At 63.8% G+C, this 24,541-nt stretch carries 20 protein-coding genes; 9 read left to right on the top strand and 11 right to left on the bottom strand.

Annotation, left to right across the window (positions count from 1 at the left end):
• Positions 1 to 21 precede the first annotated feature (21 nt).
• The 3 genes from MESCI_RS01380 to MESCI_RS01370 all read right to left on the bottom strand — a co-directional run bounded on the left by MESCI_RS01380 (position 22) and on the right by MESCI_RS01370 (position 4,636).
• Positions 22 to 1,275 carry a sarcosine oxidase subunit beta gene (locus tag MESCI_RS01380; protein ID WP_013528148.1) on the bottom strand — a complete coding sequence of 418 codons (1,254 nt, stop codon included), beginning with the start codon at positions 1,273 to 1,275 and terminating at the stop codon, positions 22 to 24.
• A gap of 82 nt (positions 1,276 to 1,357) precedes the next feature.
• Entirely contained in the window at positions 1,358 to 3,769 is a 2,412-nt protein-coding gene (locus MESCI_RS01375) for a GcvT family protein (protein ID WP_013528147.1), read from the bottom strand.
• A 207-nt stretch (positions 3,770 to 3,976) separates the two neighbouring features.
• The gene (locus MESCI_RS01370) at positions 3,977 to 4,636 is read right to left on the bottom strand and encodes a TetR/AcrR family transcriptional regulator (protein WP_024501867.1); all 660 of its coding nucleotides are present in this window, start codon (positions 4,634 to 4,636) and stop codon (positions 3,977 to 3,979) included.
• 269 nt (positions 4,637 to 4,905) lie between these two features.
• Between MESCI_RS01370 and MESCI_RS01365 the strand changes: the two genes are divergently transcribed.
• The 3 genes from MESCI_RS01365 (at position 4,906) to MESCI_RS01355 (ending at position 8,199) form a co-directional block, all read left to right on the top strand.
• On the top strand, positions 4,906 to 6,345 hold the full coding sequence (locus MESCI_RS01365; RefSeq protein ID WP_013528145.1) for an aldehyde dehydrogenase family protein: 1,440 nt from the start codon (positions 4,906 to 4,908) through the stop codon (positions 6,343 to 6,345).
• 91 nt (positions 6,346 to 6,436) lie between these two features.
• Complete coding sequence (locus MESCI_RS01360) at positions 6,437 to 7,012, top strand: DUF1349 domain-containing protein (protein ID WP_013528144.1); 576 nt, start codon at positions 6,437 to 6,439, stop codon at positions 7,010 to 7,012.
• Positions 7,013 to 7,224: 212 nt separating this feature from the next.
• Positions 7,225 to 8,199, top strand: a complete 975-nt coding sequence (locus tag MESCI_RS01355) for a hypothetical protein (protein WP_013528143.1) — start codon at positions 7,225 to 7,227, stop codon at positions 8,197 to 8,199.
• A 183-nt stretch (positions 8,200 to 8,382) separates the two neighbouring features.
• Here MESCI_RS01355 and MESCI_RS01350 read toward each other — a convergent pair whose 3' ends face one another.
• The 4 genes from MESCI_RS01350 to MESCI_RS01335 form a co-directional block, all read right to left on the bottom strand.
• A complete protein-coding gene (locus MESCI_RS01350; RefSeq protein ID WP_013528142.1) occupies positions 8,383 to 9,915 on the bottom strand; it encodes a mercuric reductase in 1,533 nt (510 codons plus the stop codon).
• Complete coding sequence (locus MESCI_RS01345) at positions 9,905 to 11,254, bottom strand: glucoamylase family protein (protein WP_013528141.1); 1,350 nt, start codon at positions 11,252 to 11,254, stop codon at positions 9,905 to 9,907. Before MESCI_RS01345 ends, MESCI_RS01350 begins: the two co-directional genes overlap by 11 nt.
• 143 nt (positions 11,255 to 11,397) lie before the next feature.
• Complete coding sequence (locus tag MESCI_RS01340) at positions 11,398 to 12,150, bottom strand: SDR family NAD(P)-dependent oxidoreductase (protein ID WP_013528140.1); 753 nt, start codon at positions 12,148 to 12,150, stop codon at positions 11,398 to 11,400.
• Between the two features lie 136 nt (positions 12,151 to 12,286).
• Complete coding sequence (locus MESCI_RS01335) at positions 12,287 to 13,159, bottom strand: IclR family transcriptional regulator (RefSeq protein ID WP_244514256.1); 873 nt, start codon at positions 13,157 to 13,159, stop codon at positions 12,287 to 12,289.
• A gap of 123 nt (positions 13,160 to 13,282) precedes the next feature.
• On the opposite strand from MESCI_RS01335, the gene MESCI_RS01330 reads away from it, so the two are divergent.
• Genes MESCI_RS01330 through MESCI_RS01310 form a run of 5 tightly spaced genes read left to right on the top strand, consistent with a single transcriptional unit; the run spans position 13,283 to position 18,553 of the window.
• Entirely contained in the window at positions 13,283 to 14,296 is a 1,014-nt protein-coding gene (locus tag MESCI_RS01330) for an ABC transporter permease (protein WP_013528138.1), read from the top strand.
• Positions 14,296 to 15,138, top strand: coding sequence for an ABC transporter permease (locus tag MESCI_RS01325; protein ID WP_013528137.1), 843 nt, complete (start codon positions 14,296 to 14,298; stop codon positions 15,136 to 15,138). The genes MESCI_RS01330 and MESCI_RS01325 overlap by 1 nt, the downstream gene beginning before the upstream one ends.
• Before the next feature lie 3 nt (positions 15,139 to 15,141).
• On the top strand, positions 15,142 to 16,218 hold the full coding sequence (locus MESCI_RS01320; RefSeq protein ID WP_013528136.1) for an ABC transporter ATP-binding protein: 1,077 nt from the start codon (positions 15,142 to 15,144) through the stop codon (positions 16,216 to 16,218).
• Entirely contained in the window at positions 16,215 to 17,246 is a 1,032-nt protein-coding gene (locus tag MESCI_RS01315) for an ABC transporter ATP-binding protein (protein WP_013528135.1), read from the top strand. The genes MESCI_RS01320 and MESCI_RS01315 overlap by 4 nt, the downstream gene beginning before the upstream one ends.
• Positions 17,247 to 17,281: 35 nt before the next feature.
• A complete protein-coding gene (locus tag MESCI_RS01310) occupies positions 17,282 to 18,553 on the top strand; it encodes a CaiB/BaiF CoA transferase family protein (protein WP_013528134.1) in 1,272 nt (423 codons plus the stop codon).
• 163 nt (positions 18,554 to 18,716) lie between these two features.
• Here MESCI_RS01310 and MESCI_RS01305 read toward each other — a convergent pair whose 3' ends face one another.
• Together MESCI_RS01305 and otnK are read right to left on the bottom strand one after the other, a co-directional pair.
• The gene (locus MESCI_RS01305) at positions 18,717 to 19,355 is read right to left on the bottom strand and encodes a class II aldolase/adducin family protein (RefSeq protein WP_013528133.1); all 639 of its coding nucleotides are present in this window, start codon (positions 19,353 to 19,355) and stop codon (positions 18,717 to 18,719) included.
• A complete protein-coding gene (otnK, locus tag MESCI_RS01300; protein ID WP_013528132.1) occupies positions 19,355 to 20,707 on the bottom strand; it encodes a 3-oxo-tetronate kinase in 1,353 nt (450 codons plus the stop codon). The genes MESCI_RS01305 and otnK overlap by 1 nt, the downstream gene beginning before the upstream one ends.
• Before the next feature lie 131 nt (positions 20,708 to 20,838).
• On the opposite strand from otnK, the gene MESCI_RS01295 reads away from it, so the two are divergent.
• Positions 20,839 to 21,576, top strand: a complete 738-nt coding sequence (locus MESCI_RS01295) for a GntR family transcriptional regulator (RefSeq protein WP_013528131.1) — start codon at positions 20,839 to 20,841, stop codon at positions 21,574 to 21,576.
• 33 nt (positions 21,577 to 21,609) lie between these two features.
• On the opposite strand, the gene MESCI_RS01290 is transcribed toward MESCI_RS01295, so the two are convergent.
• Both MESCI_RS01290 and MESCI_RS01285 read right to left on the bottom strand, forming a co-directional pair.
• On the bottom strand, positions 21,610 to 22,839 hold the full coding sequence (locus tag MESCI_RS01290) for an aminotransferase class III-fold pyridoxal phosphate-dependent enzyme (RefSeq protein WP_013528130.1): 1,230 nt from the start codon (positions 22,837 to 22,839) through the stop codon (positions 21,610 to 21,612).
• 119 nt (positions 22,840 to 22,958) lie between these two features.
• Positions 22,959 to 24,521, bottom strand: coding sequence for an ABC transporter substrate-binding protein (locus tag MESCI_RS01285; RefSeq protein WP_164747171.1), 1,563 nt, complete (start codon positions 24,519 to 24,521; stop codon positions 22,959 to 22,961).
• Positions 24,522 to 24,541 lie beyond the last annotated feature (20 nt).

Genomic DNA, 24,541 nt, shown 5'->3' with positions numbered 1-24,541 from the left:
CGCACTTTTGGGCGACATGTATCAGTGCGCGATGCCGGAGCCGGCCGCTTCGTCGATCAGGCGCCCGCTGGCGAAGCGATCAAGGTCGAACGGACGGCTGATGTGGTTGTGTTCGTCAGTCGCCAGCAGGTTCGCCAGCAGCGTGCCGCCTGCGGGAATGGCCTTGAAGCCGCCCGTGCCCCAGCCGCAATTGAGGAACAGGCCGGGCAGCGGCGAGGGGCCGATGATCGGCGAGGAATCCGGCACGACATCGACGATCCCAGCCCATTGCCGCATCAGCTTGAGCTGGCCGAAGATCGGGAACATCTCCAGCAGGCCGGCAATCACCCCCTCCAGCGTAGGCAGATTGCCGCGCTGCGCGTAGGAGGGGATGCGGTCGAGCCCGCCGCCGATGACGATCTCGCCCTTGTCCGACTGGCTGACATAGACGCCGCAGCCGGGCGACAGCACCACCGTGTCGAGGATTGGCTTGACCGGCTCGGAAACGCAGGCCTGCAGCGCATAGGAATTGATCGGCAGGCGGAAGCCGGCCTTGGCCGCCAGCACCGAAGAATGCCCGGCCACCGCCATGCCGATACGCTCGGCACGGATCGCGCCACGCGAGGTCTGGACGCCACGGCAGCGGCCGCCCTGGATGATGAAATCGGTGATCTCGCAGTTCTGGATGATGTCGACGCCGAGTCGGCTTGCGGCCCGCGCATAGCCCCAGGCGACCGCATCATGGCGTGCCGTTCCGGCCCTGCCTTGCCAGATACCGCCGAACACCGGGAAGCGTGCGTCCGGTGAAAAATTGTAGATCGGCGCCACCCGGCGCACATCGTCAGGCGAAAACAGCTCCGCATCGATGCCGTTGATCTGCATGGCGTTGACGGTGCGGGCGCCGATCTCCATCTCGCGGGTCGAGTGGCAGAGATTGACCATGCCGCGTTGCGACAGCATGACGTTGTAGTTGAGCTCTTTCGACAATCCCTCATAGAGCCGGTGCGCCAGCCCGTAGAGCTCGACGCTCTCCGGATAATAGTAGTTGGAGCGCACCACGGTGGTGTTGCGGCCGGTGTTGCCGCCGCCGATCCAGCCTTTTTCCAGCACCGCTACGCTGGTGATGTTGTGGTTCTTGGCCAGGTAATAGGCCGTTGCCAGCCCATGGCCGCCGCCACCGATGACGATCGCATCATAGGACAGTTTCGGCTCGGGCGAGCGCCACGCCGGTTGCCAGCCGGTTTGGCCGGCCAGGCCCTCCTTGAACAGCGAAAAGGCGGAATAGCGTGTGGTCATGACGTGCCGGACAGGCCTGATTTTCGGAAAGAAACGTGGATCATCGCATGGTCTTCCGCACCGACGTCACCCGTTCGATCGGTCATGCCCGCATCGCCTTGCCCAGTGGATCGTATGGCGACGAGGCGATGACGCGCGCACCTCTTTCGACGCCGACGATGTGGGTTGTCAACTGCGTATCGATATCAGCCACCTCGCGCTCGACCAGCGCCATGGCGAGGCTCTTGCCGACCGTATGGCCGTAGCCGCCCGAGGTGACGAAGCCAGCAAGCTTGCCTCTATACCAGACCGGCTCGTAACCGCTGGCATCGGCGTCCACCGCGTCGATTTCAAGCGTCACCAACGTGCGCCTCGATGAAGCCTTCAGCTCCTTCCGGGCCGCCTCGCGGCCGATGAAATCGCCCTTGTCGAAAGCGATCCAGCGGTCCATCCCGGTCTCATCGGGCGTATAGTCCTGCGTGAACTCGCGCGACCAGATACCAAAGCTCTTTTCGAGCCGCAGCGAATTGACCGCGCCGAAGCCGTATTCGGTGACGCCCAGATCGCTGCCTGCGGCAAGCAGCGCGCGGCGCAGGCCTGCGTGCTCATTGGCCTGGCAATGGATCTCGTAGCCGAGTTCGCCGATGACCGAGAGCCGCCCGACTTTGGCCCGCACCAGCCCGACATCCAATGTCTTGCAGGCTAGAAAGCCAAAGGCCTCGTGCGAAACGTCCTGATGTGTGAGGCGCTCAAGCAGCATTCGCGCATTGGGACCAGCCAGCGAGAAACCGACGACCGCGTCTGAAATGTCGCGGACGGTGACGCCGTCGCTCATATGCTGCTCGAACCAGCGCATATGCCACTGCCGCAGATAGTAGGATCCCATGATCCACCAGGAGCCATCGCCCCAGTTGAAGACGGTGAGGTCGCCCTTGAGCTTGCCGTTTTCGCCGAGCATAGGCGCGAGCTTGGCGCGACCCGGATTGGGCAGCGCACAGGCAAGCAGCCGGTCGAGCCAAGCTTCCGCCTGCGGCCCGGCGATTTCGTAGCGTGAGAAGGCAGTGATATCGAGCAGACCGACGCCCTCGCGCACCTTGCGGCACTCCTGTGCGACGATGTCGAAGGCGTTGGAGCGCTTCAGCGTCGGTGTCTCGACGAAGCCATGCGGCGCGAAATAGAGCGGCACTTCCATGCCCCATGAATTGCCCCAGCGCGCGCCGGCGGCATCCATCGCGTCATGCGCGCCGGCTGTCTTCAAGGGCCGCCCCGCCGGCAACTGCTCGTTGGGATAGCTCATGACAAAGCGGCGCGAATAGAACTGCCCGGTGGTCTGCCTGATGTATTCGCGGTTGGAGGCGAAATCGCCATAGCGGGCGATGTCCATGCCGTAGACATCGGCTTCCGGCTCGCCATGGATCATCCATTCGGCAAGCGACTTGCCGACCCCGCCGCCTTGCAGGAAACCGGCCATGACGCCGCACGCCACCCAGTAATTGGGAACCCCGCGCACCGGGCCGACCAGCGGATTGCCGTCTGGCGAGAAGGTGAAGGCGCCGTTCACCCAGCGCTTGATGCCGGCATTCTCCAGGCAGGGGTATCGGCTGAAGCCGAGGGCCAACTCGTCGGCGATGCGGTCGGTGTCTTCCTGGATCAGTTCAATGCCGTAATCCCACGGCGCCCCATCCATGTTCCAGTGCTTGTGGTTGATCTCGTAGATGCCGAGCAGCAGGCCCTTCTGTTCCTGGCGCATGTAGGTGAAGCCTTCGAGATCGACGATCAGCGGCAATTCCTTGTCCAGCGCCTGGATTTCGGGCAGCGCCTCGGTGACGAGATAATGGTGCTCCATCGGCGACACCGGCAGGTCGATGCCGGCCATCCGGCCGACCTGCTTGGCCCACAGCCCGCCGGCATTGACGACGTGTTCGGCAATGACCGTGCCCTTCTCGGTGACTACGTCCCAGCCGCCGTCCGCGCGGCGGTTGAGTGCCAGCACGCGGTTGTGCTCGATGATATCGGCGCCGCGCAGCCTGGCTGCCTTGGCATAGGCGTGCACGACGCCCGAGGGATCGATATGGCCTTCGCGCGCGGCATAGAGTCCACCCAGCATGCCATCGGTGTTGAGAATCGGGCAGCGCTGCTTGATCTCATCGACTCCGACCAGGTGGACATCGTCGATGCCCATGGTCTGGAAGATGCGGTATGACGCATTCAACCATTCCCAGCGCTCCGGCGCGGAGGCGACCGAGATGCCACCGGTCATGTGCATGCCGATGCTCTGGCCCGATTCTTTCTCGACCTCGGAGAGCAAGTCGATCGTGTAGGCCTGCAGGGCGGCGATGTTGGGATCGGCGTTCAGCGCATGGAACCCGCCGGCCGCATGCCAACTCGACCCTGCGGTCAGCACCTCGCGTTCGATCAGCGCGACGTCGCTCCAGCCGAACTTCGCCAGGTGATAGAGCACCGAGGCTCCAACCACGCCGCCGCCGATGACGATCGCCCGATATTGGGATTTCATCCTGTCGCACTCCGCCCAGCCAGTGTGGAGTACCCTATCGGTATTGTACATATGTGTCTAGAGGTTGGCGGGCAGCGGAATGAGCGCCCGTGACGCCGCTCTGCGCCGATACGGCAGAGGGCTCCTCTGCTGCTGTCGGCAGCAACCGTGCTTGCTATTGGGCCGATGCGCGAAGCGAAATCGTCAGGCCGCGGCGGCCGGGCCGTACTATCGGTTGCGCGAAAGCGTCTTCTCGACATAGCGCGAGAAGTCCTCGACATCCTCCGCCGGAGGCTCCTGGCCGGTGAAGCTGCGCAGATAACCGGCGACGTGAGGCAGGCGGCTGCTCATCGGCTCGTTGAGCTCAAGCGAGTAATAGCCGATCTGCATGAAATACAGCACGCGGGCCCGCACGAAGGCATCCTCCTCGTCGTAGCCGTGACGCATGAACATGTCGCGTATGGCGTTGACACGCTCCTCGTCGGCCTCGTCTAAGGCGCGCCTGATGGCGGGCGAGCGACGGGCCCAGGCCCTGATCGCGAAATCCAGCTGGGGGTCGAACAGCCTTTCGTCCACCCAGCATTCGAAAATGCTCATCACCCCGCGTATGACGGTGGCGGAAGGCCGCCTGGCGCGTTCCACGATAAATTTGGTATTCGTCTGCCGCCAGTAGTCCAGCAACTGATCGAGCAGATCCTGCCGGCTCTTGAAATACCAGTAGAAGCTGGAGCGCGACACATCGAGCTTCTGGCCAAGCGTCAGCACGCGGACGCGTTCGACTCCGTCAGAGATCAACGTTTCAAGCGCAAGCTTCAGCCAGTCTTCGCGAGTGGCCTTGATGTTGCCGGTGGCGCCGGCGCGCTGAATCGTCGTTTCGAGAGCTGCCATCGACACGACGCATGACATGCTGCCTCAGGCAAATCAAGGCTATGGACATAAGTGTACAGGACGAATCGGCCCAAGCGGATTGATGCACGATGGAGGTTGGCTGCATCGAGGCTCGATGGGGAATCGTCGTCGCCCGCCATCCGCGCGGCGCAGGCACGGGGATTTTTGTCGCGGCTGGCGGTTCACTGTTTGCTTTCCCGCGAGGCAATTGTCTGGCAAATACCAGTTCAGACAGATGCCCGCGCGGCCAACAAGCAGGAACACACGATATGACGCTGTTTCGAAAGAACCTCATCGATGGCGAGTGGGTCGGCGATGCCGGTTCGCGCAACATCAACCCCTCGGATACCGGCGACGTCGTCGGCGACTATGCCTCGGCGGGTGTCGAACAGGCCCAGCAGGCGATCGCTGCGGCCAAGGCAGCGTTCCCGGCTTGGTCCCGCTCCGGTCCGCTGGCGCGTCACGCGGTGTTGAAAAAGGCCTCCGACGAGATTCTGGCGCGCAAGGACGAGATCGGCCGCAATCTGGCGCGAGAGGAAGGCAAGACGCTGGCCGAAGGCATCGGCGAGACAATTCGCGCCGCCCAGATATTCGACTTCTTTGCCGGCGAAACGTTGCGTTTGACCGGAGAGGTCGTGCCGAGCGTGCGGCCGGGCGTCGGCGTCGAGATGACGCGCGAGGCGGTCGGCGTGGTCGGCATCATAACGCCGTGGAATTTTCCGATCGCTATTCCGGCCTGGAAGATCGCCCCGGCGCTGACACACGGCAACACCGTCGTCTTCAAGCCTGCGGAGCTGGTTCCCGAGAGCGCCTGGACCATCGTCGACATCCTGCATCGCGCCGGCCTGCCGAAGGGCGTGCTCAATCTCGTCATGGGCAAGGGCTCGGTCGTCGGTCAGGCGATGCTCGACAGTCCCGATGTCAACGCCATCAGCTTCACCGGCTCGGTCGGCACCGGCAAGCGCGTCGCTGCGGCAAGCATCGAACACATGCGCAAGTTCCAGCTTGAAATGGGCGGCAAGAACCCGCTGGTCGTGCTCGACGATGCCGACCTCGCGATCGCCGTCGATTGCGCGCTCAATGGTGCCTTCTTCTCGACCGGCCAGCGCTGCACCGCCTCGTCCAGGCTGATTGTGGCTGACGGCATTCACGACCGCTTCGTCGACGCCCTCAAGGATCGCATGAGCAAACTGGTCATCGGCGATGCGCTCGACGCGCAGACCCAGATCGGTCCTGTCGTCGACGCGACGCAGCTGAAGCAGGACGAGGACTATATCGCCATCGGCGTCAGGGAAGGTGCCACGCTCGCCTTCGGTGGCGAGCGGCTCGACCGCAAGACGCCGGGCTTCTACCTGCAGCCGGCGTTGCTGACCGAGGCGACCAACGCCATGCGCAGTTCGCGCGAGGAGATTTTCGGGCCTGTCGCCAGCGTCATTCGCGTCAAGGACTATGACGAGGCGCTTTCCGTTGCCAACGACACGCCCTTCGGCTTGACCTCCGGCATCTGCACCTCGAGCCTCAAGCATGCCACGCACTTCAAGCGCAATTCGGAGGCCGGCATGGTGATGGTCAACCTGCCGACGGCGGGTGTCGATTTCCATGTTCCCTTCGGCGGCCGCAAGGGTTCGAGCTATGGGCCGCGCGAGCAGGGCCACTATGCGGCGGAGTTCTACACCACGGTGAAGACGGCCTATACATTCGCAGGCTGATCGGCCGTCGACCGATCAGCCGGGCTGATCGGTCACTGCCGACCACGCCGGCAACCCCACCATGCACATCTGGATTGGAGCGGCGCGAAGGATGACAGTGCAGGACCTGACCTGGCTTAACCCGCCGCCGCACCATTCTATCGACGGCGACAGCGTTCGTGTGCGCACCGGCAAGGAGACCGATTTCTGGCGCGAGACCTTCTACGGTTTCTGGCGCGACAATGGCCACTTCCTGCACCGGCCCGTCGAAGGCGATTTCACCGCCGAGGTCACCGTCAAAGGCGACTACGAGGTGCTTTATGATCAGGCAGGGCTGATGGTCCGGCTCAGCGAAACCCATTGGATCAAGGCCGGTATCGAGTACACCGACGGCCTTGCCTATTTCTCCGTCGTGGTCACCAACGACACGTCAGACTGGTCGCTGGTCGCCATTCATGCCGGTCCGGGCGGCGTCAGGATCCGGCTGACCCGTTACGCCGAAACGATCCGTGTCCAGTATCTCGATGCTTCCGACGGCCACTGGAAGCCTGTGCGGCTCGCCTACTTTCCGATCTCCAGGACGGTCGATGTCGGCATGATGTGCTGTTCGCCGCAACGCGAGGGCTTCGAGGTCACATTCTCCGGCTTTTCGGTGGGGCCGCCGATATCGCGGGAATTGCACGATTGAGACGTGCGGCCTTGCGCCGACCGCAAGCCCTTCGACCTTTGTCATAATCAAGTCTGTAGATCGAGCCTCGCCGGCGGCTGCGCCTGTCGTAAGTTGGGTTCTCCGGAGCCGGAAGGGGTATTGCGGGGAAACTTTTGGCCTTTGTTCCGCTCAAGGCGAATATGTCGGGCAGCACGTTGCAACGGTATTGGCATCCGCGCTAGGAGTTGCCCATGGGCAGGTTGCGAAGGGCAGTCAAAAGAGCCGTCTATTCCAGGGCGCTGAGATTTCTTGGCGTTCCGCCCGTGCTGTGGTCGCAGGGGATCGGACATTTCTGCGATTTCGCCGGGCCGCGCTGGTATCGCAACGCGTCAACCGCATCGACACAGAGCGAGGCATTTTTCCGCCAGCATTACAGCGGCGCACATGGCATCGTCTGGCTGCGTCTGAGCACCTTGTCCAGGGATGCGCAAACCTGTGATCTCGACACGTTCGTCAGGATCGTGTTGCCGACGATCACGGCACCGTTCACGCTGCTGACGACCGATGGCGATGCTTCGGTGCCGTCGGATCTGGCGAAGGACACCGTCGACCAGCTTCTCGCCAACCCCTTCCTGGTCTCCTGGTACAGCCAGAATTGTGACGGCACTCACCCCAGGGTCAAGCCTTTCCCGATCGGGCTCGATCTTCACACGCCTCGGTCCTTCGCCACGCCGGAAGGGCTTGTGAAGCAACTGGAAATCATACGCGCCCGGCAGGATCATGTGGACCGCCGCCCGCCCAGACTGTTCTCTGATTTCAGCATCAGCAATGGCTCGAGACAGCGCCGGGAACTGCTTGATGCCCTGCGCGGATGTCCGCATGTCGATTTCCTGACGAAACGCGTCTCGCAGCGCTCGATCTGGCAACTGTACTCGCAATACCCGCTTGTGCTGTCCACCGAAGGCAACGGCCTGGACTGCCATAGGACATGGGAGCTGTTTTATCTCGGCTGCATCGTCGTCACCAAGACCTCGCCGCTCGACCCGCTCTATCAGGGTCTGCCGGTCATTATCGTCGACGACTGGCATGAGGTCAGGGACCCTGATGCGCCGAGGCGCTGGATAGAGCAGGTTAAGCACCTGACCGAGCGCGACCATGTTTGGGGACGCTTGCATCCGCAAACCTATCTCGAGCCCATTCGGCAAGAACTTCTGCACGCACCCTGACAGGGCAGCCACGAAATTGGAGTCGCGGTCGGCAGGGCCCGCAGGATCCGCGGAAATATAGAGCCGGCTAACCTCTGGATGGCACCGACGTTTGGGATATCCGAGATGGTCGACGAGGCTTTCGTCAAGCGCCGCATCGTCGCCGAATGTCCGACGCACCAGCTGCGGCAGGCTGCCGGAATGTCACCATCGCCTGGACCACGCCAACCAGCGGCCCGCCAGATGCTTCCATGATGAGGTGAGCCTTGTCCGCCGATAGGCGTCGCCGGCCATCTTTATGCCTAGCGCCTGCGTCGGGAAGGGATGGATGACGTCGGCCAGCGCACGCAATCCCATGCCCGATTTGATGGCCAGCGACACCGCATTGATCATCTCACCGGCATGGCTGGCGACGACCGTGGCGCCCAGGATGCGGTCGGACCCTTCCCTGACGTGGATTTTGACGAAACCCTCCTCCTCGCCGTCCATGACCGCCCGGGCGACATCGTGCATCAGCACCGTATAAGTCTTGACCGGGATGCCGTTCTGGCGCGCCTCCGCCGGATAGAGGCCGACATGGGCGATCTCCGGATCGGTGTAGGTGCACCACGGAATGACCAGCTCGCTCAGTTTCCTGCGTCCGAGAAACAGGGCATTGCGCACGACCATGCGAGCTGTGGCCTCGGCGGTGTGGGTGAATTTGTAGGCGAGGCAGACATCGCCCGCCGCATAGATGTGCGGATTTGTGGTGCGGAGATAATCGTCCACCTTGATACCGTCGGCATCGTATGCCACCCCGGCGTTTTCCAGGTCGAGGCCGTCGACATTGGGCGATCGGCCGATGCCGGTGATGATCTCGTCGACGGAAATCGTTGTCGTGATGTCGTCGCACACCAGATCGGCGAGCTTCTTGCCGCCTTCCGTTCGCACCGCTACCACCTCGGTGTTGAGGCGAACCTCGACACCTTCGCGCGCCAGCGCGTCCGAAAGGATCTGGGCGGCGTCGCGTTCCTCGCCGGGCAGGAACATCGGTTCCCGTTGCGCCAGGATGACCTTGGCACCGAGCAGGCAGAAGGCCTGCGCCGCCTCGCAGCCGAGCGGTCCGCCGCCAATGACCAGAAGCCGCTTCGGGCACTCCGTGAGCTCGAACATGGTCTCGTTGCTGAGATAGCCGGCCTCGGCAAGGCCTGGAATCGTCGGCAGCCTCGGGCGCGCGCCTGTCGCGATCAGCGCCTTCCTGAAACGCAAGGTTTGTCCGGCGACCGTGACAGCGTCCGGTCCGGAAAACAGCGCTTCGCCGAAATAAAGGTCGATGCCTTCGGAAACCAGCCTATCGGCGGCATCCGCGCGGCTGATCCGCTGCCGGATCTGCCGCATCCGCGTCATGGCGCGCGGAAAGTCGACGTGAAGACGGTCCGGCATGTCGCCGCCGAAATTCTCGGCATCGCGCATGTCGGCATAAAGCCTTGCGGTGCGGATGATCGACTTGGACGGGATGCAACCGACATTGACGCAAGTTCCGCCGATCAGATTGCGCTCGATGAGCGCGACCTTTGCGCCGAGGCCGGCCGCTTCGTAGGCGGCAGTCAGCCCAGCCGGCCCGGCACCGATGACGACGAGGTTGTAGGGACCGTCCGGCTGCGGGTTCTTCCAGTGCGGCGGATGGGCGCTCGCGATCAGACTGATGTCGTTGCTGTCGACGGGGAAGGCGGTGATCCTGGTCCGGTCACGCGACATTGCCGCCACCTGACGCCGGGCTTGCCGGCTGAGACAGCCAGCCGCCATTGAATCCGGCCTTGTGCAGGCCGCGACGGATATGCTGATTGGACCGCATCAGCTTCCAGATCAGCCCTGACCGATGGTTCTCGATCATCATCACCACGATACCCTGATCCAGCCCATAGTGGCCTTCCGACACCCAGCCGTGCCTCCCGAATTTACGCCGGTTCGCCAATGTCGGATTGAAGCCGCTCGGCAGCCGGAAATTGTCGATCACCTCGGGGTAGCGATCACCGAGATGGCGCAGCGCCGCCAGGCAGATCTCCGGCGCGAAAGGCAGTGATGCCGGATAGGACCAAGGGGCGATCGTCCCGTCATCGGGCCCGAACGGAGCGCCGCGCGCGGCATAGCCGGAAAACCGCCGGCGCTGTCGCTCCACGCTGGTGCGGAAGCCGCCCGGCCCGTCGCCCGCCGAAAGTCCCCAAAGGTTCTCTTCATAGCCGTCATAGCCGTAAGGGTTGTGGCGCGCATAGTCGCGATGCAGATAGGTCGAGCGGCGGCTGTTTTCGAAATAGTCCGAGTTCTTCTCGCGCATGAAGGCGTCGCGGATGCCGGCGAAATCGATCCAGGCATGCGAGAACTGGTGCATGAACAATGGGCCGCCATACAGCACGTCGTAGCCGTAGATGTTTTCCCACTGATAGGTCGCCGTCCAGCCCTCGTAGCTGTTATCCGAGGTTGGACTGTCAGGCGAGGCCATCGACAGCACGTAGAGGATCGTCGCTTCGTTGTAGCCCTCCCAGCCATAGTGCAGAAAGCCGCTCTTTGGCTTCCAGCCTTGCCGCAGGGTCGGGCTTGAACCTTGTGCCCACCGCCAGTCGACGCGCCGGTAGAGCGCCTCGGCCAGTTGGCGGATTTCGGCTTCCTCGTCATCGTCACCGGAGAAATAAGCGCTCGCCACCAGCATGCCTGATATCAGCAACGCCGTATCCACCATCGACAGTTCGCAGCGCCAGACGCGCAGGCCGGTCCGCATATCGAGGAAATGGTAGTAGAAACCCTTATGGCCGGTGACGTCGTCGCTATTGCCTTGCCGGCTGGTCGAGAAGAAACGCAGCGCGGCCAGCGTCAGCTTCGCGGCGGCATCGCGCGTCATCCAGCCGCGCTCGACGCCGATCGGATAGCTGGACAGCGCGAAGCCGACGACAGCGATGCTGGCCGGCGAATTTGGCCGCGATGTGTCTGCGACCAGTCCGTTTTCGGGGTTCACGTTATCGAGGAAGTAATCGAAGGCGGCGCGCTGATAGCGGTCCAGAAGCTCATCGTCGGACAGTGCGGCAGATTCGGCTCTAAGCAAAAGTAGCAAACTCCCGCCTGACGGCTGCATTCCGTGTCATGGTTCCCGCTACCTTGTCGCGACTTGTCGATTCGAGGCGTCCAACTATACGCCCGCATGCTCCATCCGTTGCACCGTCACGTGGAATTGAGATTCGTTCTGCCTCAGTAGGTGGCGCGGCCGCCGGAAACGTCGAACACGGCGGCCGTCGTGAACGAACACTCTTCCGAGGCGATCCAGCAGATCAGCGCCGCCACCTCGTCGACCTCGCCAAAGCGCGCCATCGGTATCTTGGACAGCATGAAGTCGATGTGCTCCTGGCTCATCTGCTTGAAGATCGCGGTGCGCACGGCCGCCGGCGTGACGCAATTGACCGTCACCCCGGTCTTGGCCAGTTCCTTGCCGAGCGACTTGGTCAGGCCGATCACCGCGGCCTTGGACGTGCTGTAGGCGGAGGCGTTGGGATTGCCTTCCTTGCCGGCGATCGAGGCGATGTTGACGATGCGGCCATAGTTGCGCTCGAGCATGTGCGGCACGAGCGCCTTGTTGCAGTAGAAGACGCCGTTGATGTTGATGTCGATGACCTTCTGCCAATCTTCCGCCGAATAGTTCCAGGTCGTCATGTTCGGCCCGGTGATCGCCGCGCTGGTGACCAGGATATCGACACCGCCAAGCGCTTCGAGCGTTGACCGGGCAGCGCGCTCCACGCCAGCGGCATCGGCAACGTCGATAGCGATGCCGTGAAGACTGGGGATGACGGCCTTGGCCTGTTCGATCTGGGCGGGATCGCGATCCCAGACCGAAACCCGTCCGCCTTCTTCGACAATCCTCTGCGCCACCGCCAGACCAATGCCCGATGCGCCACCGGTGATGACCGCCACCCGATCGCTGAACCGTCCTGCAAAATTCATCGGCATCCGATCTCCCCCCGTCACCTGAACCCGATGGACTGACAATGCGAGCGCCATGCCGTCGGCGGCGACTGTGCTGCCCCCACCAGGCAAGTTCAAGCCGGCATGCAGCCCGATCGTCTGGGCCAATCCCGTGCCGGGATTACACGGGAATTCCCTCGAGCTGGTCGCCCAGTGCTTTCACCATCGCCACCAGCGCCGGTCCGATCTCGGCATGCGCGCGGTCCTCGGTGATGATCTCGCCGATGCCGCCGCAGGTGATGGCAACCAGCGGCGAGCCGTCACGCGGGCGGAACGGCACGCCGACTGCATGGATGTAGCTGTGCCAGGCGCCGAACGACGTCACATAGCCCTGGCGTGCATATTGGGCGATCGCATCGTCGATCGCCGCCGCGATCATCGCTGCCTTGTCCGGCTCCGCCTCCTGCAAAGCCCGTACAAGGCTGACGCGCTCCTCGGGTGAAAGGGCCGCCGCATAGGCCAGCCCCATCGATGTCTTCCAGATCGGCAGATAGGAGCCCGGGTTGAGCCGCAGCGTGACAAGGCTCTCCGACCGGCAATTGGCGAGATACACCATGTTGAGGCTGTCGCGCGTGCCGAGCGCCACCGCCGCCCCCGTCAAATCGGCCAGCGGCTGCATCAGCGGCCGGGCGACGTGCACGACGGCGCTTGAACTGAGCGCCGAATAGCCGAGCGCCACGGTAGCCGACCCCAAGCTGTAGCGGCCGAGATCCTTGTCGTACAGGAGGTAGCCGAGCGCGCTCAGCGTATAGGTGATGCGCGACACCGTGGCCTTGGGCAGGCCGGTGCGGGCAATGATGTCCTGGTTGCCGAGCGAGGCGTCGCCCGGCCGGAAGGCGCGCAGGATGCCGAGCCCGCGCACCAGCGACGACGAAAGCTGTGCGCCTTCGCCTTCAAGCTCCGTCTCGTCCCTGGTGGCTCGCTTGCGCACGCTGAGGTCTTTCTGGCGTCGTCGTCCGCCTGTCGGGCCGGTGACGTCGGCACTGTCGATCAAAAATGAAATTAAATTCCATTTATATTGACAGCGGCTTTCGCGGGCTGTCAATATGTTTCCGTCGATGGCATGTCCCAGCGCCTTGTGCCATCTTACGAAGCCCCTCCTTGTGAAGGTAGCCACGTGTCTCGCTATATTTTGCGCCGGCTTATCGCAATGCCGTTTCTGGTGCTCGGCATCGTCACCATCGCCTTCCTGATCACCACGGTGACCAAGGGGGATCCGCTGACCGCGATTGTCGCCGAACAGCAGATGAGCAACCCCGAAGTGGTGGCCGCCGCCAAGACGCGTTGGGGTCTCGATCGTCCTTTGCCGGAACGCTATATGATATATCTTGGTAATCTGCTGAGCGGCGATCTTGGCACCTCGTTCATCACCAAGCGCAATGTCGGCACCGACATTCTCTACCGCTTGCCGGCAACGCTCGAACTGGTTTTCGCCGCGATGATCTTCGGCACCACGCTCGGCATCGTGCTTGGTGTGCTGGCCGCCTATTTCCGCAACAGCCTGATCGACCATGGCGCGCGGCTGTTCGCCTTGTTAGGCTCTTCGCTGCCGGTGTTCTGGTCGGGGCTCGGCCTGTTGTTCATCTTCTCCGTCATGCTGAACTGGCTGCCGGGGCCGGGCAGGGTCGATGCCCGCTTGGCATTGCCGCCCGGCATCACCGGCTTCCTGACCATCGATTCGCTTCTGGCTGGCGACTGGACCGTCTTCAAGGACGCGCTCTGGCACCTGCTTCTGCCGGCCTTCGTCCTCGGCTGGACGGTTTCGGGCACCATATCGCGGCTGGTGCGCGCCAACATGCTTGATGTGATGAGCCGCGAGTTCGTGCTTACCGCGCGCGCCAAGGGGGCGAGCGAATTCCGCGTCGTCATCGTCCATGCGCTGCGCAACACCATGGTGCCGACCCTGACCGTCATCGGCTATTCCTTCGCCTATCTGATCACCGGCGCGGTGCTGACCGAAACCATCTTCTCCTGGCCGGGCATGGGATCCTATGCCGTGGAGGCAGCGCGTGCGCTCGACTTCCCGGCGATCATCGGCGTCACCATCGTCGGCGGCCTTGCCTTCCTGGTCACCAACCTTATCACCGATATACTCTATGTCGTGGCCAATCCGCGCGTGAGGTTGAGCTGATGGCAGTCGTCGTCACCAAGTCCCGCTCCTCGACGGTTCCCGAATGGCTGACCGCGCCATTGGTCATCGGCACGGTCGTCATCCTGTTCTGGCTGTTCATGACCGTATTCGCCAACCTGGTCGTGCAGTTCGATCCGCTCGAAATGGTGGCGCGGCGGCTTCAGGCGCCAAGCTGGGCGCATTGGCTGGGCACCGACGCACTCGGCCGCGATGTGCTGGCCCGCACTCTGCACGGGGCCGCGCATTCGCTGCCGATCGCGGTTCTGGTCGTCGTCTCTGCAGTGATCATAGGCTCGCTGCTCGGCGCCATTTCCGGCTTCGTCGGCGGATTGACCGGCGCGGCGATCATGCGGCTTGTCGACGTCACTCTGTCCTTTCCGCCGATGCTGCTGGCCATGGCCGTCGCGGCGTCGCTCGGACCAGGCCTCGGCAATGCCGCCATCGCCATGGTGCTCGTCTGGTGGCCCGTCTACGCCCGGCTGATGCGGGCGCAGGTATTGGAAGTGAAGGAGCGCGAGCATGTCGAGGCGGCAATCGCCGCCGGCGCCAGGCCGCGGCGCGTGCTGTTCACGCACATATTGCCGCTTTGCTGGACCCCGGTGCTGATCAGCGCGACAATGGATTTGGGCCAGGTCGTGCTGCTTGCCGCGTCGCTCAGCTTCATCGGCCTCGGCGCCACGCCGCCGACACCCGAATGGGGCTCGATGATCTCCGATGGCGCCGTTCATTTCTATCAATGGTGGATCGCCTTCGGTCCCGGCGTCGCCATCCTCACCATCGTGCTCGGCTTTAACTTCATAGGCGACGGCTTGCGCGACATTCTCGATCCAAGGTCGGACTAGGCGATGAGCGCACAGATTTCCTCAGCGCCACCGGGCGCAGTCGACAAGGTGGGCGAGCGCGAGCCGCTGCTGTCCATACGCGGTCTGCGGGTCGGGTTCCGCAAGGCCGGCAGTCAGTTCGAAGCGGTTCGCGGGATCGACCTCGACGTCGCCAAGGGCGAAGTGGTCGGCATTGTCGGTGAGTCCGGCTCGGGCAAGTCCGTCGGCATGCTCGCCGCGCTCGGCCTCACGTCAAAGAACGCGGTGGTCACCGGCTCGGTCCGCTTCAACGGCGACGAACTGGTCGGCAAACCGGCGCGCGAGATGCGCAAGATCAGGGGCGCGCGCATCGCCATGATTTTTCAGGACCCGCTGTCCTCGCTCAATCCGGTGATGACCGTCGGCGCCCAGATTGCCGAGGCGGTCAGGCTGCATCATCGCGTGACACGCAAACAGGCGATGGCGCGCGCGGTCGAATTGCTCCATCTGGTGGCGATCCCGCAGCCGGAGCGCCGGGTCAACCAGTATCCGCATGAATTCTCCGGCGGCATGCGCCAACGCGCGGTTATCGCCATGGCCGTCGCCAACGATCCTGACCTGTTGATTGCCGACGAACCGACCACGGCGCTCGATGTCACGGTGCAGGCACAGATCCTGGCCGTGCTGCGCTCGCTGCAGGAACGGCTCGGCCTCGGCCTGGTGCTGATCACCCATGATCTCGGCGTCGTCGCCGGCCATGCCGACCGCGTCGCGGTCGTCTATTCCGGCCGTGTCGTCGAACAGGCAGGCGTATCCGAGCTGTTCGCCGATCCGCGCCATCCTTACACGCGTGGCCTGATCGCCTCGATCCCCAACCTCGAGGAAAGCCGCGAGCGGCTGTTCTCGATCGACGGTTCGCCGCCCGCACTTGGGCGCTTGCCGGGCGGCTGCGCCTTCCATCCGCGCTGCATTTATGCCGCGGCACGCTGCCGGACCGAGGACCCGCCTTTGCACGATGTCGGCGGCCGGTTCTCGGCCTGTCATTTCGCGACGACCTTGCCGCCCTTCCACAGTGCTGTGCTGGCGGCGGCGAGCCTGGACAGTGGAGACGTGGCCCCATGAGCGCAGCGGAGCAACTCCAGGCGGAAACCAAACCGGCGGCTGCGCTTTCTGTTCGCCATCTCGTCAAGGACTTTCCGGTTCGCGGCGGCCTCGTCTTCGACCGTGCCGTTGCCCATGTCCGTGCGGTCGCCGATGTCTCGTTCGACGTAGCACCAGGCGAAACGCTGGGTCTGGTCGGTGAATCCGGTTGCGGCAAGTCGACCCTCGGGCGCTGCCTGATGCGGCTGATCGAGCCGACCAGCGGCGAAAGCTGGTTCCGTGGCCAGAACCTGCTCGCGCTCAATCACGAAGACATGCGCCTGATGCGGCGCTACATCCAGCTCGTCTTCCAGGATCCCTACGGGTCGCTGCATCCGCGCATGCGCATTGCCGACAACATCGCCGAGCCGCTGCGCATGAGCGACATGTCGGCGACCGACCGCCGCGCGCGCGTCGCCGAATTGCTCGAACTGGTGCGGCTCAATCCCGAGCATGGCAAGCGCTATCCGCACGAACTGTCCGGCGGCCAGCGCCAGCGTGTCGTCATCGCCCGCGCGCTGGCACTCAATCCGCAAGTGGTGATCCTCGACGAGCCGGTTTCGGCCCTCGACGTTTCGGTGCAGGCCGGCGTGCTCAATTTGCTCAAGGACATCCAGCAATCCTTCGGCACCTCCTATCTGTTCATAGCGCATGATCTGTCCGTCGTGCGCCACATCTCGCATCAGGTGGCGGTGATGTATCTCGGCAAGATCGTCGAGATCGCGCCGGCGGCCGAACTCTATTCGAGGGCGCTGCATCCCTACACCCAGGCGCTGCTGTCGGCGGTGCCGCTCGCCAATCCCGAGAAGGAGCGCAAGCGCGAGCGCATCGTGCTGAGCGGCGATGTGCCGAGCCCGCTCAACCCGCCATCCGGCTGCCGCTTCCGCACGCGCTGCTTCAAGGCGCAGGCGATCTGCGCTGCCGTCGAACCGCCGCTCGATCCGGCCGGTGGTTCGCATCGCGTCGCCTGCCATTTCCCGGAGCCGGTCAACACTTTCAGGGCTGTCTGAGTGGCCTGCCGAATTCACCCGAAGGAATTTTGATCGTGACTGAGGACCATTCCGCGAATGCCGGTACGGCAGAACCCGCGCGCTTGCCGCTCGAAGGCATCAAGGTTCTCGACCTCTCGCGTGTGCTGGCCGGGCCGTGGGCAACGATGAGCCTTGCCGATCTCGGCGCCGAGATCTGGAAGATCGAGAACATCGACGGCGGCGACGACACCAGGGCGTGGTCGGTGCCGAGCTACAAGGGTGTCTCGACCTACTATCTCTGCGCCAATCGCGGCAAGCAGAGCATCGCGCTCGACATGAAAAGCCCGCAGGGGCTGGCGATCGTGCGCGAGCTGGCGGCGAAGGCCGACATCGTCGTCGAGAATTTCCGCTCAGGTACCGCCGATAGGCTCGGCGTTGGGTTCAAGGAGCTGAGCGCGTCAAACCCGCGCCTGATCTACTGTTCGATCTCCGGTTACGGCCAGACCGGACCCGATGCCGGACGGCCCGGCTATGATTTCGTCATGCAGGCCGAAAGCGGCCTCATGGCCATCACCGGCGAGAGCAATGGCGAACCGATGCGTGTCGGCGTCGCCATCACCGATATCGTCTGCGGCATGGTCGCCACGCAGTCGATCCTGGCGGCGCTTTACGAGCGCGCGACGACCGGCAAGGGCCAGTTCCTCGACCTGTCGCTGATCGACTGCGCGCTCAGCCTGCTGATCAATGTCGGCAGCGGTTACCTTAACACCGGCCAAGAGGTCGCCCGCTACGGCAATGCCCATCCGACGGTCGTTCCCTATCAGATATTCGAAGCCTCCGATGGCAGCTTTGCGCTGGCGGTCGGCAATGACCGCCAGTTCGCGGCGCTGTGCGAGAAGGTCGTTGATCTGCCACATCTGGCTGGGGATGCGCGCTTCATCAAAGCAGGGGCGCGCGCCACCAACCGTGAGGCGCTGATCCCGCAACTAGCCGCCGTCTTCAAGACCAAGCCACGTGACCACTGGATGGCCACCTGTGCCGCCGCCAGCGTGCCGGCCGGCACGGTAAAATCGATACCGGAAGTCTTCGACAGTTCCAATGTGCGCGAGCGTGGCCTCGTCCAGACCTTGCCGCATCCGCATCTCGGCTCCGTCGCCATGGTGCGCCCGGCGCAGGGACTTGCCGCGCAGCTGACCGCGGACTTCACCGCGCCGCCGATGCTGGGCCAGGACACAGCTGCCGTGCTGGCCGACGTGCTCGGCTATAGCGCCGAGATCATCGACCAGCTGATCGGCACCGGCGCCATCGGCGTCTATACGCCGGCCGCCGAACCGATCCCCGCCTGATCTTCATGGAGCCTGACGGGCCTTCGTCTCGCATTTGCAGGTCGACTGAATGGTTCTTCAAGAGGGCGAAGAGCCGTTCCTTGTTTTGGGGCAATCCCCTGGGGAAAGCGCTATGCGCTTTTCCCGGGAAACCGCTTCACCTTTTCTGGAATTGCTCGGCCGGCTACTTCTGCTGGCCGTAATTCTTGTAGCGCCCGCGAATGGCGGGGATCTCGCTGCCCTCGATGAGCACCGGCGTGCCGGCGCTGCGCGCCAAAAGGTACTGCCGCGCCAGGGTTTCCAGCTTGATGGTGCGGATGAGCGCCGTGTCGAGATCGCCGCCGTAGGCGATCATGCCATGATTGGCGAGCAGGCAAGCCGTGCGGTCCTTGAGCGCGACGACGGCAACCTTGGCCAGTTCGCTTGACGCGAAAAGCGCATAGCCCGAGCAGCGCACATCATCGCCGCCGAAGCCCGCCACCATGTAGTGGAACAGTGGCAGCGGTTCACGCAGGCACGACAGCGCCACGCAATGGTCGGGATGGGCATGCACGACGGCGCCGGCCTCGGGAAACGCCTTGTAGATTTCGGCGTGCATCTCCCATTCGCTCGACGGCCGGAACGCAGCGTCCCAGGATCCATCGAGCTGCATCCCCACCATCTGCTCCGGCCGCAAGGCGCTTGTGGCTATTCCCGTCGGCGTGATCAGCATGCCGCCTGTCGTGCGAACGCTGATGTTTCCGGTGGTGCCGACATTCATCCCGCTGGCGTCCAGCGTCTGCGTCGCGGTGATCAGGCTCGTGCGTTCGATTTCGAGTTCCATCACGATGCTCTCCTTGCCGGTGGCCATGTGTCGATCGCCGGCGCAATAGTGCTCGGCCGTGTCATGTCTTGCAGGACGTCGGCGAAAATATCCGGGCCGCCGAGCTTTCCCGATTTCAGCATCAGCGCCAGCGGATCGGAAGGCCGGCCGGGGAGGTGAGCGATGGCGCGCGACAGTCCGGGGCCCTCATAGGCGCCCATGGCGATCCGGTCGATGCCGAGAGCCTTCGCCACCGAACCGGCGGTCTCGCCGCCCGCGACGACGAGCCGGCGGACGCCGAGTTCGCGCACCAGAATCTGGGCAATCCCGGCCAGGATCTCTTCCGCCCTTGCCGCCACCATATCGCGGCCGTGCGCCTGCTGCAGCGCTTCGACGGTCGCTTGCGGCGCTGTCGTAGCAATGGCGATCATCGCGCCGGGCAAATGCCGTTGGGCGAAGGTACGCGCTTCGGCCATGACATCGGCGCCGGCAAAGGCGCTGGCAAGGTCAATCGTCAGCAGTGGATTGTTTTGCGCAAAACGCTCGAGCTGTTCGATGGTGCGGTCGGCGACGCTGCCGGCCAGCACCGCTGCCGGCCCTTCGACGGCCGGCAGGCTGGTGGCAACGAGATCGCCTGAATCCAGCAGCCCATGCGTGAGCCAGGCCGGTGGCAGATGCGCGGCGACTGAGGAATTACCGGTCATCAGCGGCAGGTCGAAGGTGGCTTCCGCGATCGCCGCCAGATCGCGCTCGCGGATGGTGTCGGTGACCAGCAGCGTCTCGCCACGCGCGCTGTGTGCTCGTATAGCGCTTCGGATGGCTCCAGCGCCGGCGTCGACGACGAGATAGGGCACCAGCCCGACCTTGCCCCTGCTCTGCGCCTGCAGCACGCGAACCAGATTGGAATCGGTCATCGGCGTCAGCGGATCGAAGCGCTTGGGCGACTCAGCAAGCAGCTGGGGACCGCCGAACATATGCCCCTGATAGACGGTGCGCCCAGTCTCACACAGCGCAGGGGCGAACAGTGTGACGCCGCCGCCAAGGCGCTCGAGCAGCGCTTCGGCGCAAGGACCGATATTGCCCGCGGGCGTCGAATCGAAGGTGGCGCAATATTTGAAGAAGATCTGCCGCGCGCCAGCTTCGACCAGCCGGTCCGCGGCCTCCAGCACCTGGCGCACCGCATCGCTGGCTGCGATGACGCGGGTCTTCAGCAGGATCACATGGGCAAGATTGCCTGATGAGATCGGCGCGTCCAGCCCGACCGTGCATCCCGTCGGAATGCCGCGCGCGACCAGCATCGACGCCAGCTCGGTGCCGCCGGTCAGATCGTCGGCAATGGCGCCGAACAGCAAGGAAGGCATCGACGCGGTCATGCGGCCCGTCTCATGTCTGCCGGTTTCGGGGCGGCTTGTCTCATGTCGGTGGTCAGGCCATTCGTGGTATCATATACACAAGCCACGCGACGCAGGCGACGCCTGCGCTGTTGCAAGAACGGAGAGCGGATGTGACTGCTTCTATCGCGCCGATCGCGCGCGACAATCTGACGACGCGTGTCTATGAGGAGCTTCGCCGTGCCATGATGGAAGGCCGTTTCTGGCCGGGCCATCGCTTCAAGATCCGCGACCTTGCCGCCAGCCTTCAGGTGTCTGAGACGCCGGTGCGCGAGGCGCTGATGCAGTTGGTGCGCGAAAAAGGCCTGGAGATGGAGGCTGGCCGTTCGATCACTGTCGCCCAGCTGTCGCTGGCTCAGTATCTGGAACTGCGCAGCATCAGGTTGCATCTCGAAGGCATGGCGGGTGCCGCGGCAACGACGCGCATCGAGCCGCGCGAGATCGACCGTCTGGCGGCGGTGCATGAGAAACTCATTGCCAACGAGGACAATGGCCGCTGGTTCGAAGCCGTCCGCGACAATTGGGAATTCCATCACTCGATCTACCAGGCGGCGCAAATGCCGGAGCTGCTGGCCATCATCGAGGGAATCTGGCTGCGCAACGGACCGCTGGTGAACTACCAGTACCCGCACGCCCGGCCGACCTATGACGGCCGCCACCGGCATCTCGACATTCTTGAAGCGCTGCGGGCGCGCGACGAGAACGGTGTGCGCAAGGGCATTCAGCAGGACATGATCGAAGGCGGCCGCCTGCTGGTCAAGGTTCTCGAACGGCTGAACGACGGCGCGGTCACGCCGGAGGAACTGCGCCGCGCTGCGCAGAACGGCCGACTGGTGTCGGCCACCGGCTGAACAGTTTGTTCCTTTCCACCGCATTGGCGCCGGTCACGCCACCTGCGCCGCGGCGGCCATGCCCGCATCGGCAGCCTGCAGGGCGAGATCTATATCTTTTGCGGTGTGCGCAGCACTCAGGAACATGTTGTGCCGGGGATGGAAATAGGCGCCTTCGCGCAAGGCGGCCGAGCAGAAGGCGTTGGCCAGCTTGAATTCGGTATCGCCGTCGAACAGCACCATCGGCATCGACACCGGACCTGTCTGTCGCAGCGAAAGACCATGCTTCTTCGCTGCAGCATCGAGGCCTGAGCGCAGCCTGTCGCCGGCCTGTGTCATGTGGGTGACGGCGTCGGTATCGCGCAGTGTGCTGATGGTGGCGATCGCCGCGGCCATTGCGACGGCGCCATACCAGAACGAACCCGTCACATAGACCTTTGTCGCGGCTTCGCGAAACCGGTCGGTGCCTGTGATGGCGGCCAGCGGATAGCCATTGGCGATCGCCTTCGAGAAGGCGGACAGGTCCGGCCGTACGCCGAGCGGCTCCCAGCTACCGGCGAGGTCGATGCGGAAGCCGGCGCGCACATCGTCGACGATCAATGCCGCATCGGCAGCGGTGGTGAGTTCGCGCGCCCGTTTGGCGAAGGCGGCGGTCGGCAGTTCCTGGTCGCGGGCGATGTCGTGCCGGAAGGCAGTGACGACGACAGCAGCGAGATCGTTGCCGGCCTGCTCGACGGCCGCTTCGAGGCTGGCGACGTCATTGTAGTCGAAATGGATCAGATGGGCGCGGTCCTCGGCGGTGACGCCGGCCAGCGATGGCGTGCACCACGGCACGGCGCCGTGATAGGAGCCGCGCGCGACCAGCACCTTGCGTCGGCCGGTGCCGGCGCGCGCGATCGTCACGCAGGCCGTGGTGGCGTCGGTGCCGTTCTTCTGCAGCATTGCCCAGTCGGCATGCGCGACCGTCTTGACCAGCAGTTCCGCCAGTTCGACCAATACCTCGCCGGGGCCGTTCATCGCATCGCCGAGGCGACGCTGCCGCTCGGCCGCCTCTTCGACCGCTTGATGATGGTGGCCGAGAATGTTGGGCCCCCAACTGCACATCAGGTCGATGTATTCGTGCCCGTCGACGTCCCAGACCCGGCAGCCGTCGGCGCGTTCGAAGAATTGTGGATAGGCGGAGCCGAGATAGCGCGTCGCCATGTGTCCCCACATGCCGCCCGGAATGACCGAGGCCGCACGCTCGCGCAGCAACTGGTCCTTGGAGTTGATCAGGGAAGGCATGACGAGGTCTCCGCTCATTGATATATCATATATTGAATGTGATGTTGGAAGAACAGGATTTGCTGGCCTTCCGGGATGGAGAACAGGGAGGCGACTGTCGCCTCCCCGTATTGTTTTGCTCAGTGGCTGAGTTCTGCCAGCGGCAGGTTGCAGCAGGCGCTGTAGCGCACGCCCTTGACGTCCGACTTGTAGGCCAGGATCAGGTTCGGGCTGATCAGCGGCAGGATGATCCTGTCCTTGATCATCTCCTCGCCGGCCTGGTGCCACAGCTTGGCGGCCTCGTCGCCGCTTGCCGCAAGGGCTGCCTTGTAGATATCCGCTTCCTTCGGGTTGAGCACCGACGGGTCGCGCTCCGCGCCGGCACGGCGCGACCAAGGGCTGCCCTTCGTCATGGCGAAATAGTCGATGTATTGCGAGGTGCCGTAATAGTCCGGCGCGTAGAACACCGCCGTCATCGGGATGCCGTCGCCATTGACGCGCTCGCGCCAATTGGCGAAGGGGATCGGCTGCAGGTCGAGCTTGATGTTGATCTTGGCCAGATCCTGCTGGACCTTCTGCATCAAGAGCGAGAGATCGACGCCGTAGACGTTCATGCCGGGGAACGCCGCCTCCATCTCGAAGCCGTCGGCATGTCCGGCCTTGGCCAGAAGTTCCTTTGCCTTGGCAACGTCATAGGGCTGCGCCTCGAAGCCCGAACCGCCGGGGAAGCCGAGCGGGATCGGCGCGCTGATCAGCTGACCCTCGGAGCCGATGGTGAAGTCGAGGATAGCAGGACGGTCGAGACCGAGCGAAATGGCCTCGCGCACTTCGGGCGTCAGCGGCACCTTGTTGGCCTTGGCGCCGGGCGACAGCGCCACATAGATGAAGTTGTAGGACGGCACGGTCTCGATCTTGACGTCGCTGCCGGTCATCGTCTTGGCCGTGTCCGGGTCGATCTGCATGGCGATATCGGCGGTGCCGCTCTGCAGCATCTGCGCCTGCGCCACCGCATCCTTGGTCTGGCGTATGACGACTTCGCTCAGCGCCGGCGCCGTGCGCCAGTACTTGTCGTTGCGCGCCAGCCGCAGTTCCGAATTGGGCTCATAGGATTTCAGCACGAACGGCGCGCTGCCGGCCGAATGGGCCAGGAACCAGGCCTCGGCATTGTCTGTCGTCGAAGCGTCCGCATCGGCCTTGGCGCCGGCTTCGGAAGCAACCTTGCTGTTGACGACCGCTGCGTAGGGCGCCGCCGCGATGTTGAGGAATTCGGAGCTCGGCGCGACCATCTTGACGACGACCGTATGCGCGTCCGGAGTCTCGATCGAGGCGACATTGTCCATCAGGAACGAGGCGCTGCCCTTGAGGTTCTTCAGCCGCTCCCAGGACCATTTGACGTCCTTGGCTTCGACAGGCGAACCGTCCGAGAATTTGGCGGCCGGGTCGAGCGTGAAGGTGAAGCTGCTCTGGTCGGCATTGCCTTCCCACTTCGAGGCGAGCAGCGGGATCAGCTTGTTGTCCTTGTCCAGCGTCAGCAGCGATTCGTAGACGCTGGAATTGTAGATCTGGCAGGTGTCGCAGAAGGCGCGGTGCGGATCGAGCGAATTGAGGTCGATGTTACGCGCGATGACCAGCGGCTTGCTGTCCTGCGCGAAGGTGGCAGGCGCCCAGAAGGCGCTGGTGGCCAGCAGCACGGCCGCCAGCATCGTCGCCCTGGTCTTGGCTC

It is taken from the genome of Mesorhizobium ciceri biovar biserrulae WSM1271 (assembly GCF_000185905.1).
In the GTDB taxonomy this organism is placed as follows: Bacteria; Pseudomonadota; Alphaproteobacteria; order Rhizobiales; family Rhizobiaceae; genus Mesorhizobium; species Mesorhizobium ciceri.
Note: the sequence above shows the minus strand (reverse complement) of the source record. Positions and strands in the feature narration are given on the sequence as shown.

What these genes read in the sequence shown, in the direction of transcription:
- MESCI_RS01380 (WP_013528148.1), bottom strand. Translation starts at nt 1,275, where the DNA reads ATGACCACACGCTATTCCGCCTTTTCGCTGTTCAAGGAGGGCCTGGCC.
- MESCI_RS01375 (WP_013528147.1), bottom strand. Translation starts at nt 3,769, where the DNA reads ATGAAATCCCAATATCGGGCGATCGTCATCGGCGGCGGCGTGGTTGGA.
- MESCI_RS01370 (WP_024501867.1), bottom strand. Translation starts at nt 4,636, where the DNA reads ATGGCAGCTCTCGAAACGACGATTCAGCGCGCCGGCGCCACCGGCAAC.
- MESCI_RS01365 (WP_013528145.1), top strand. Translation starts at nt 4,906, where the DNA reads ATGACGCTGTTTCGAAAGAACCTCATCGATGGCGAGTGGGTCGGCGAT.
- MESCI_RS01360 (WP_013528144.1), top strand. Translation starts at nt 6,437, where the DNA reads ATGACAGTGCAGGACCTGACCTGGCTTAACCCGCCGCCGCACCATTCT.
- MESCI_RS01355 (WP_013528143.1), top strand. Translation starts at nt 7,225, where the DNA reads ATGGGCAGGTTGCGAAGGGCAGTCAAAAGAGCCGTCTATTCCAGGGCG.
- MESCI_RS01350 (WP_013528142.1), bottom strand. Translation starts at nt 9,915, where the DNA reads ATGTCGCGTGACCGGACCAGGATCACCGCCTTCCCCGTCGACAGCAAC.
- MESCI_RS01340 (WP_013528140.1), bottom strand. Translation starts at nt 12,150, where the DNA reads ATGCCGATGAATTTTGCAGGACGGTTCAGCGATCGGGTGGCGGTCATC.
- MESCI_RS01325 (WP_013528137.1), top strand. Translation starts at nt 14,296, where the DNA reads ATGGCAGTCGTCGTCACCAAGTCCCGCTCCTCGACGGTTCCCGAATGG.
- MESCI_RS01320 (WP_013528136.1), top strand. Translation starts at nt 15,142, where the DNA reads ATGAGCGCACAGATTTCCTCAGCGCCACCGGGCGCAGTCGACAAGGTG.
- MESCI_RS01315 (WP_013528135.1), top strand. Translation starts at nt 16,215, where the DNA reads ATGAGCGCAGCGGAGCAACTCCAGGCGGAAACCAAACCGGCGGCTGCG.
- MESCI_RS01305 (WP_013528133.1), bottom strand. Translation starts at nt 19,355, where the DNA reads ATGGAACTCGAAATCGAACGCACGAGCCTGATCACCGCGACGCAGACG.
- otnK (WP_013528132.1), bottom strand. Translation starts at nt 20,707, where the DNA reads ATGACCGCGTCGATGCCTTCCTTGCTGTTCGGCGCCATTGCCGACGAT.
- MESCI_RS01290 (WP_013528130.1), bottom strand. Translation starts at nt 22,839, where the DNA reads ATGCCTTCCCTGATCAACTCCAAGGACCAGTTGCTGCGCGAGCGTGCG.
- MESCI_RS01285 (WP_164747171.1), bottom strand. Translation starts at nt 24,521, where the DNA reads ATGCTGGCGGCCGTGCTGCTGGCCACCAGCGCCTTCTGGGCGCCTGCC.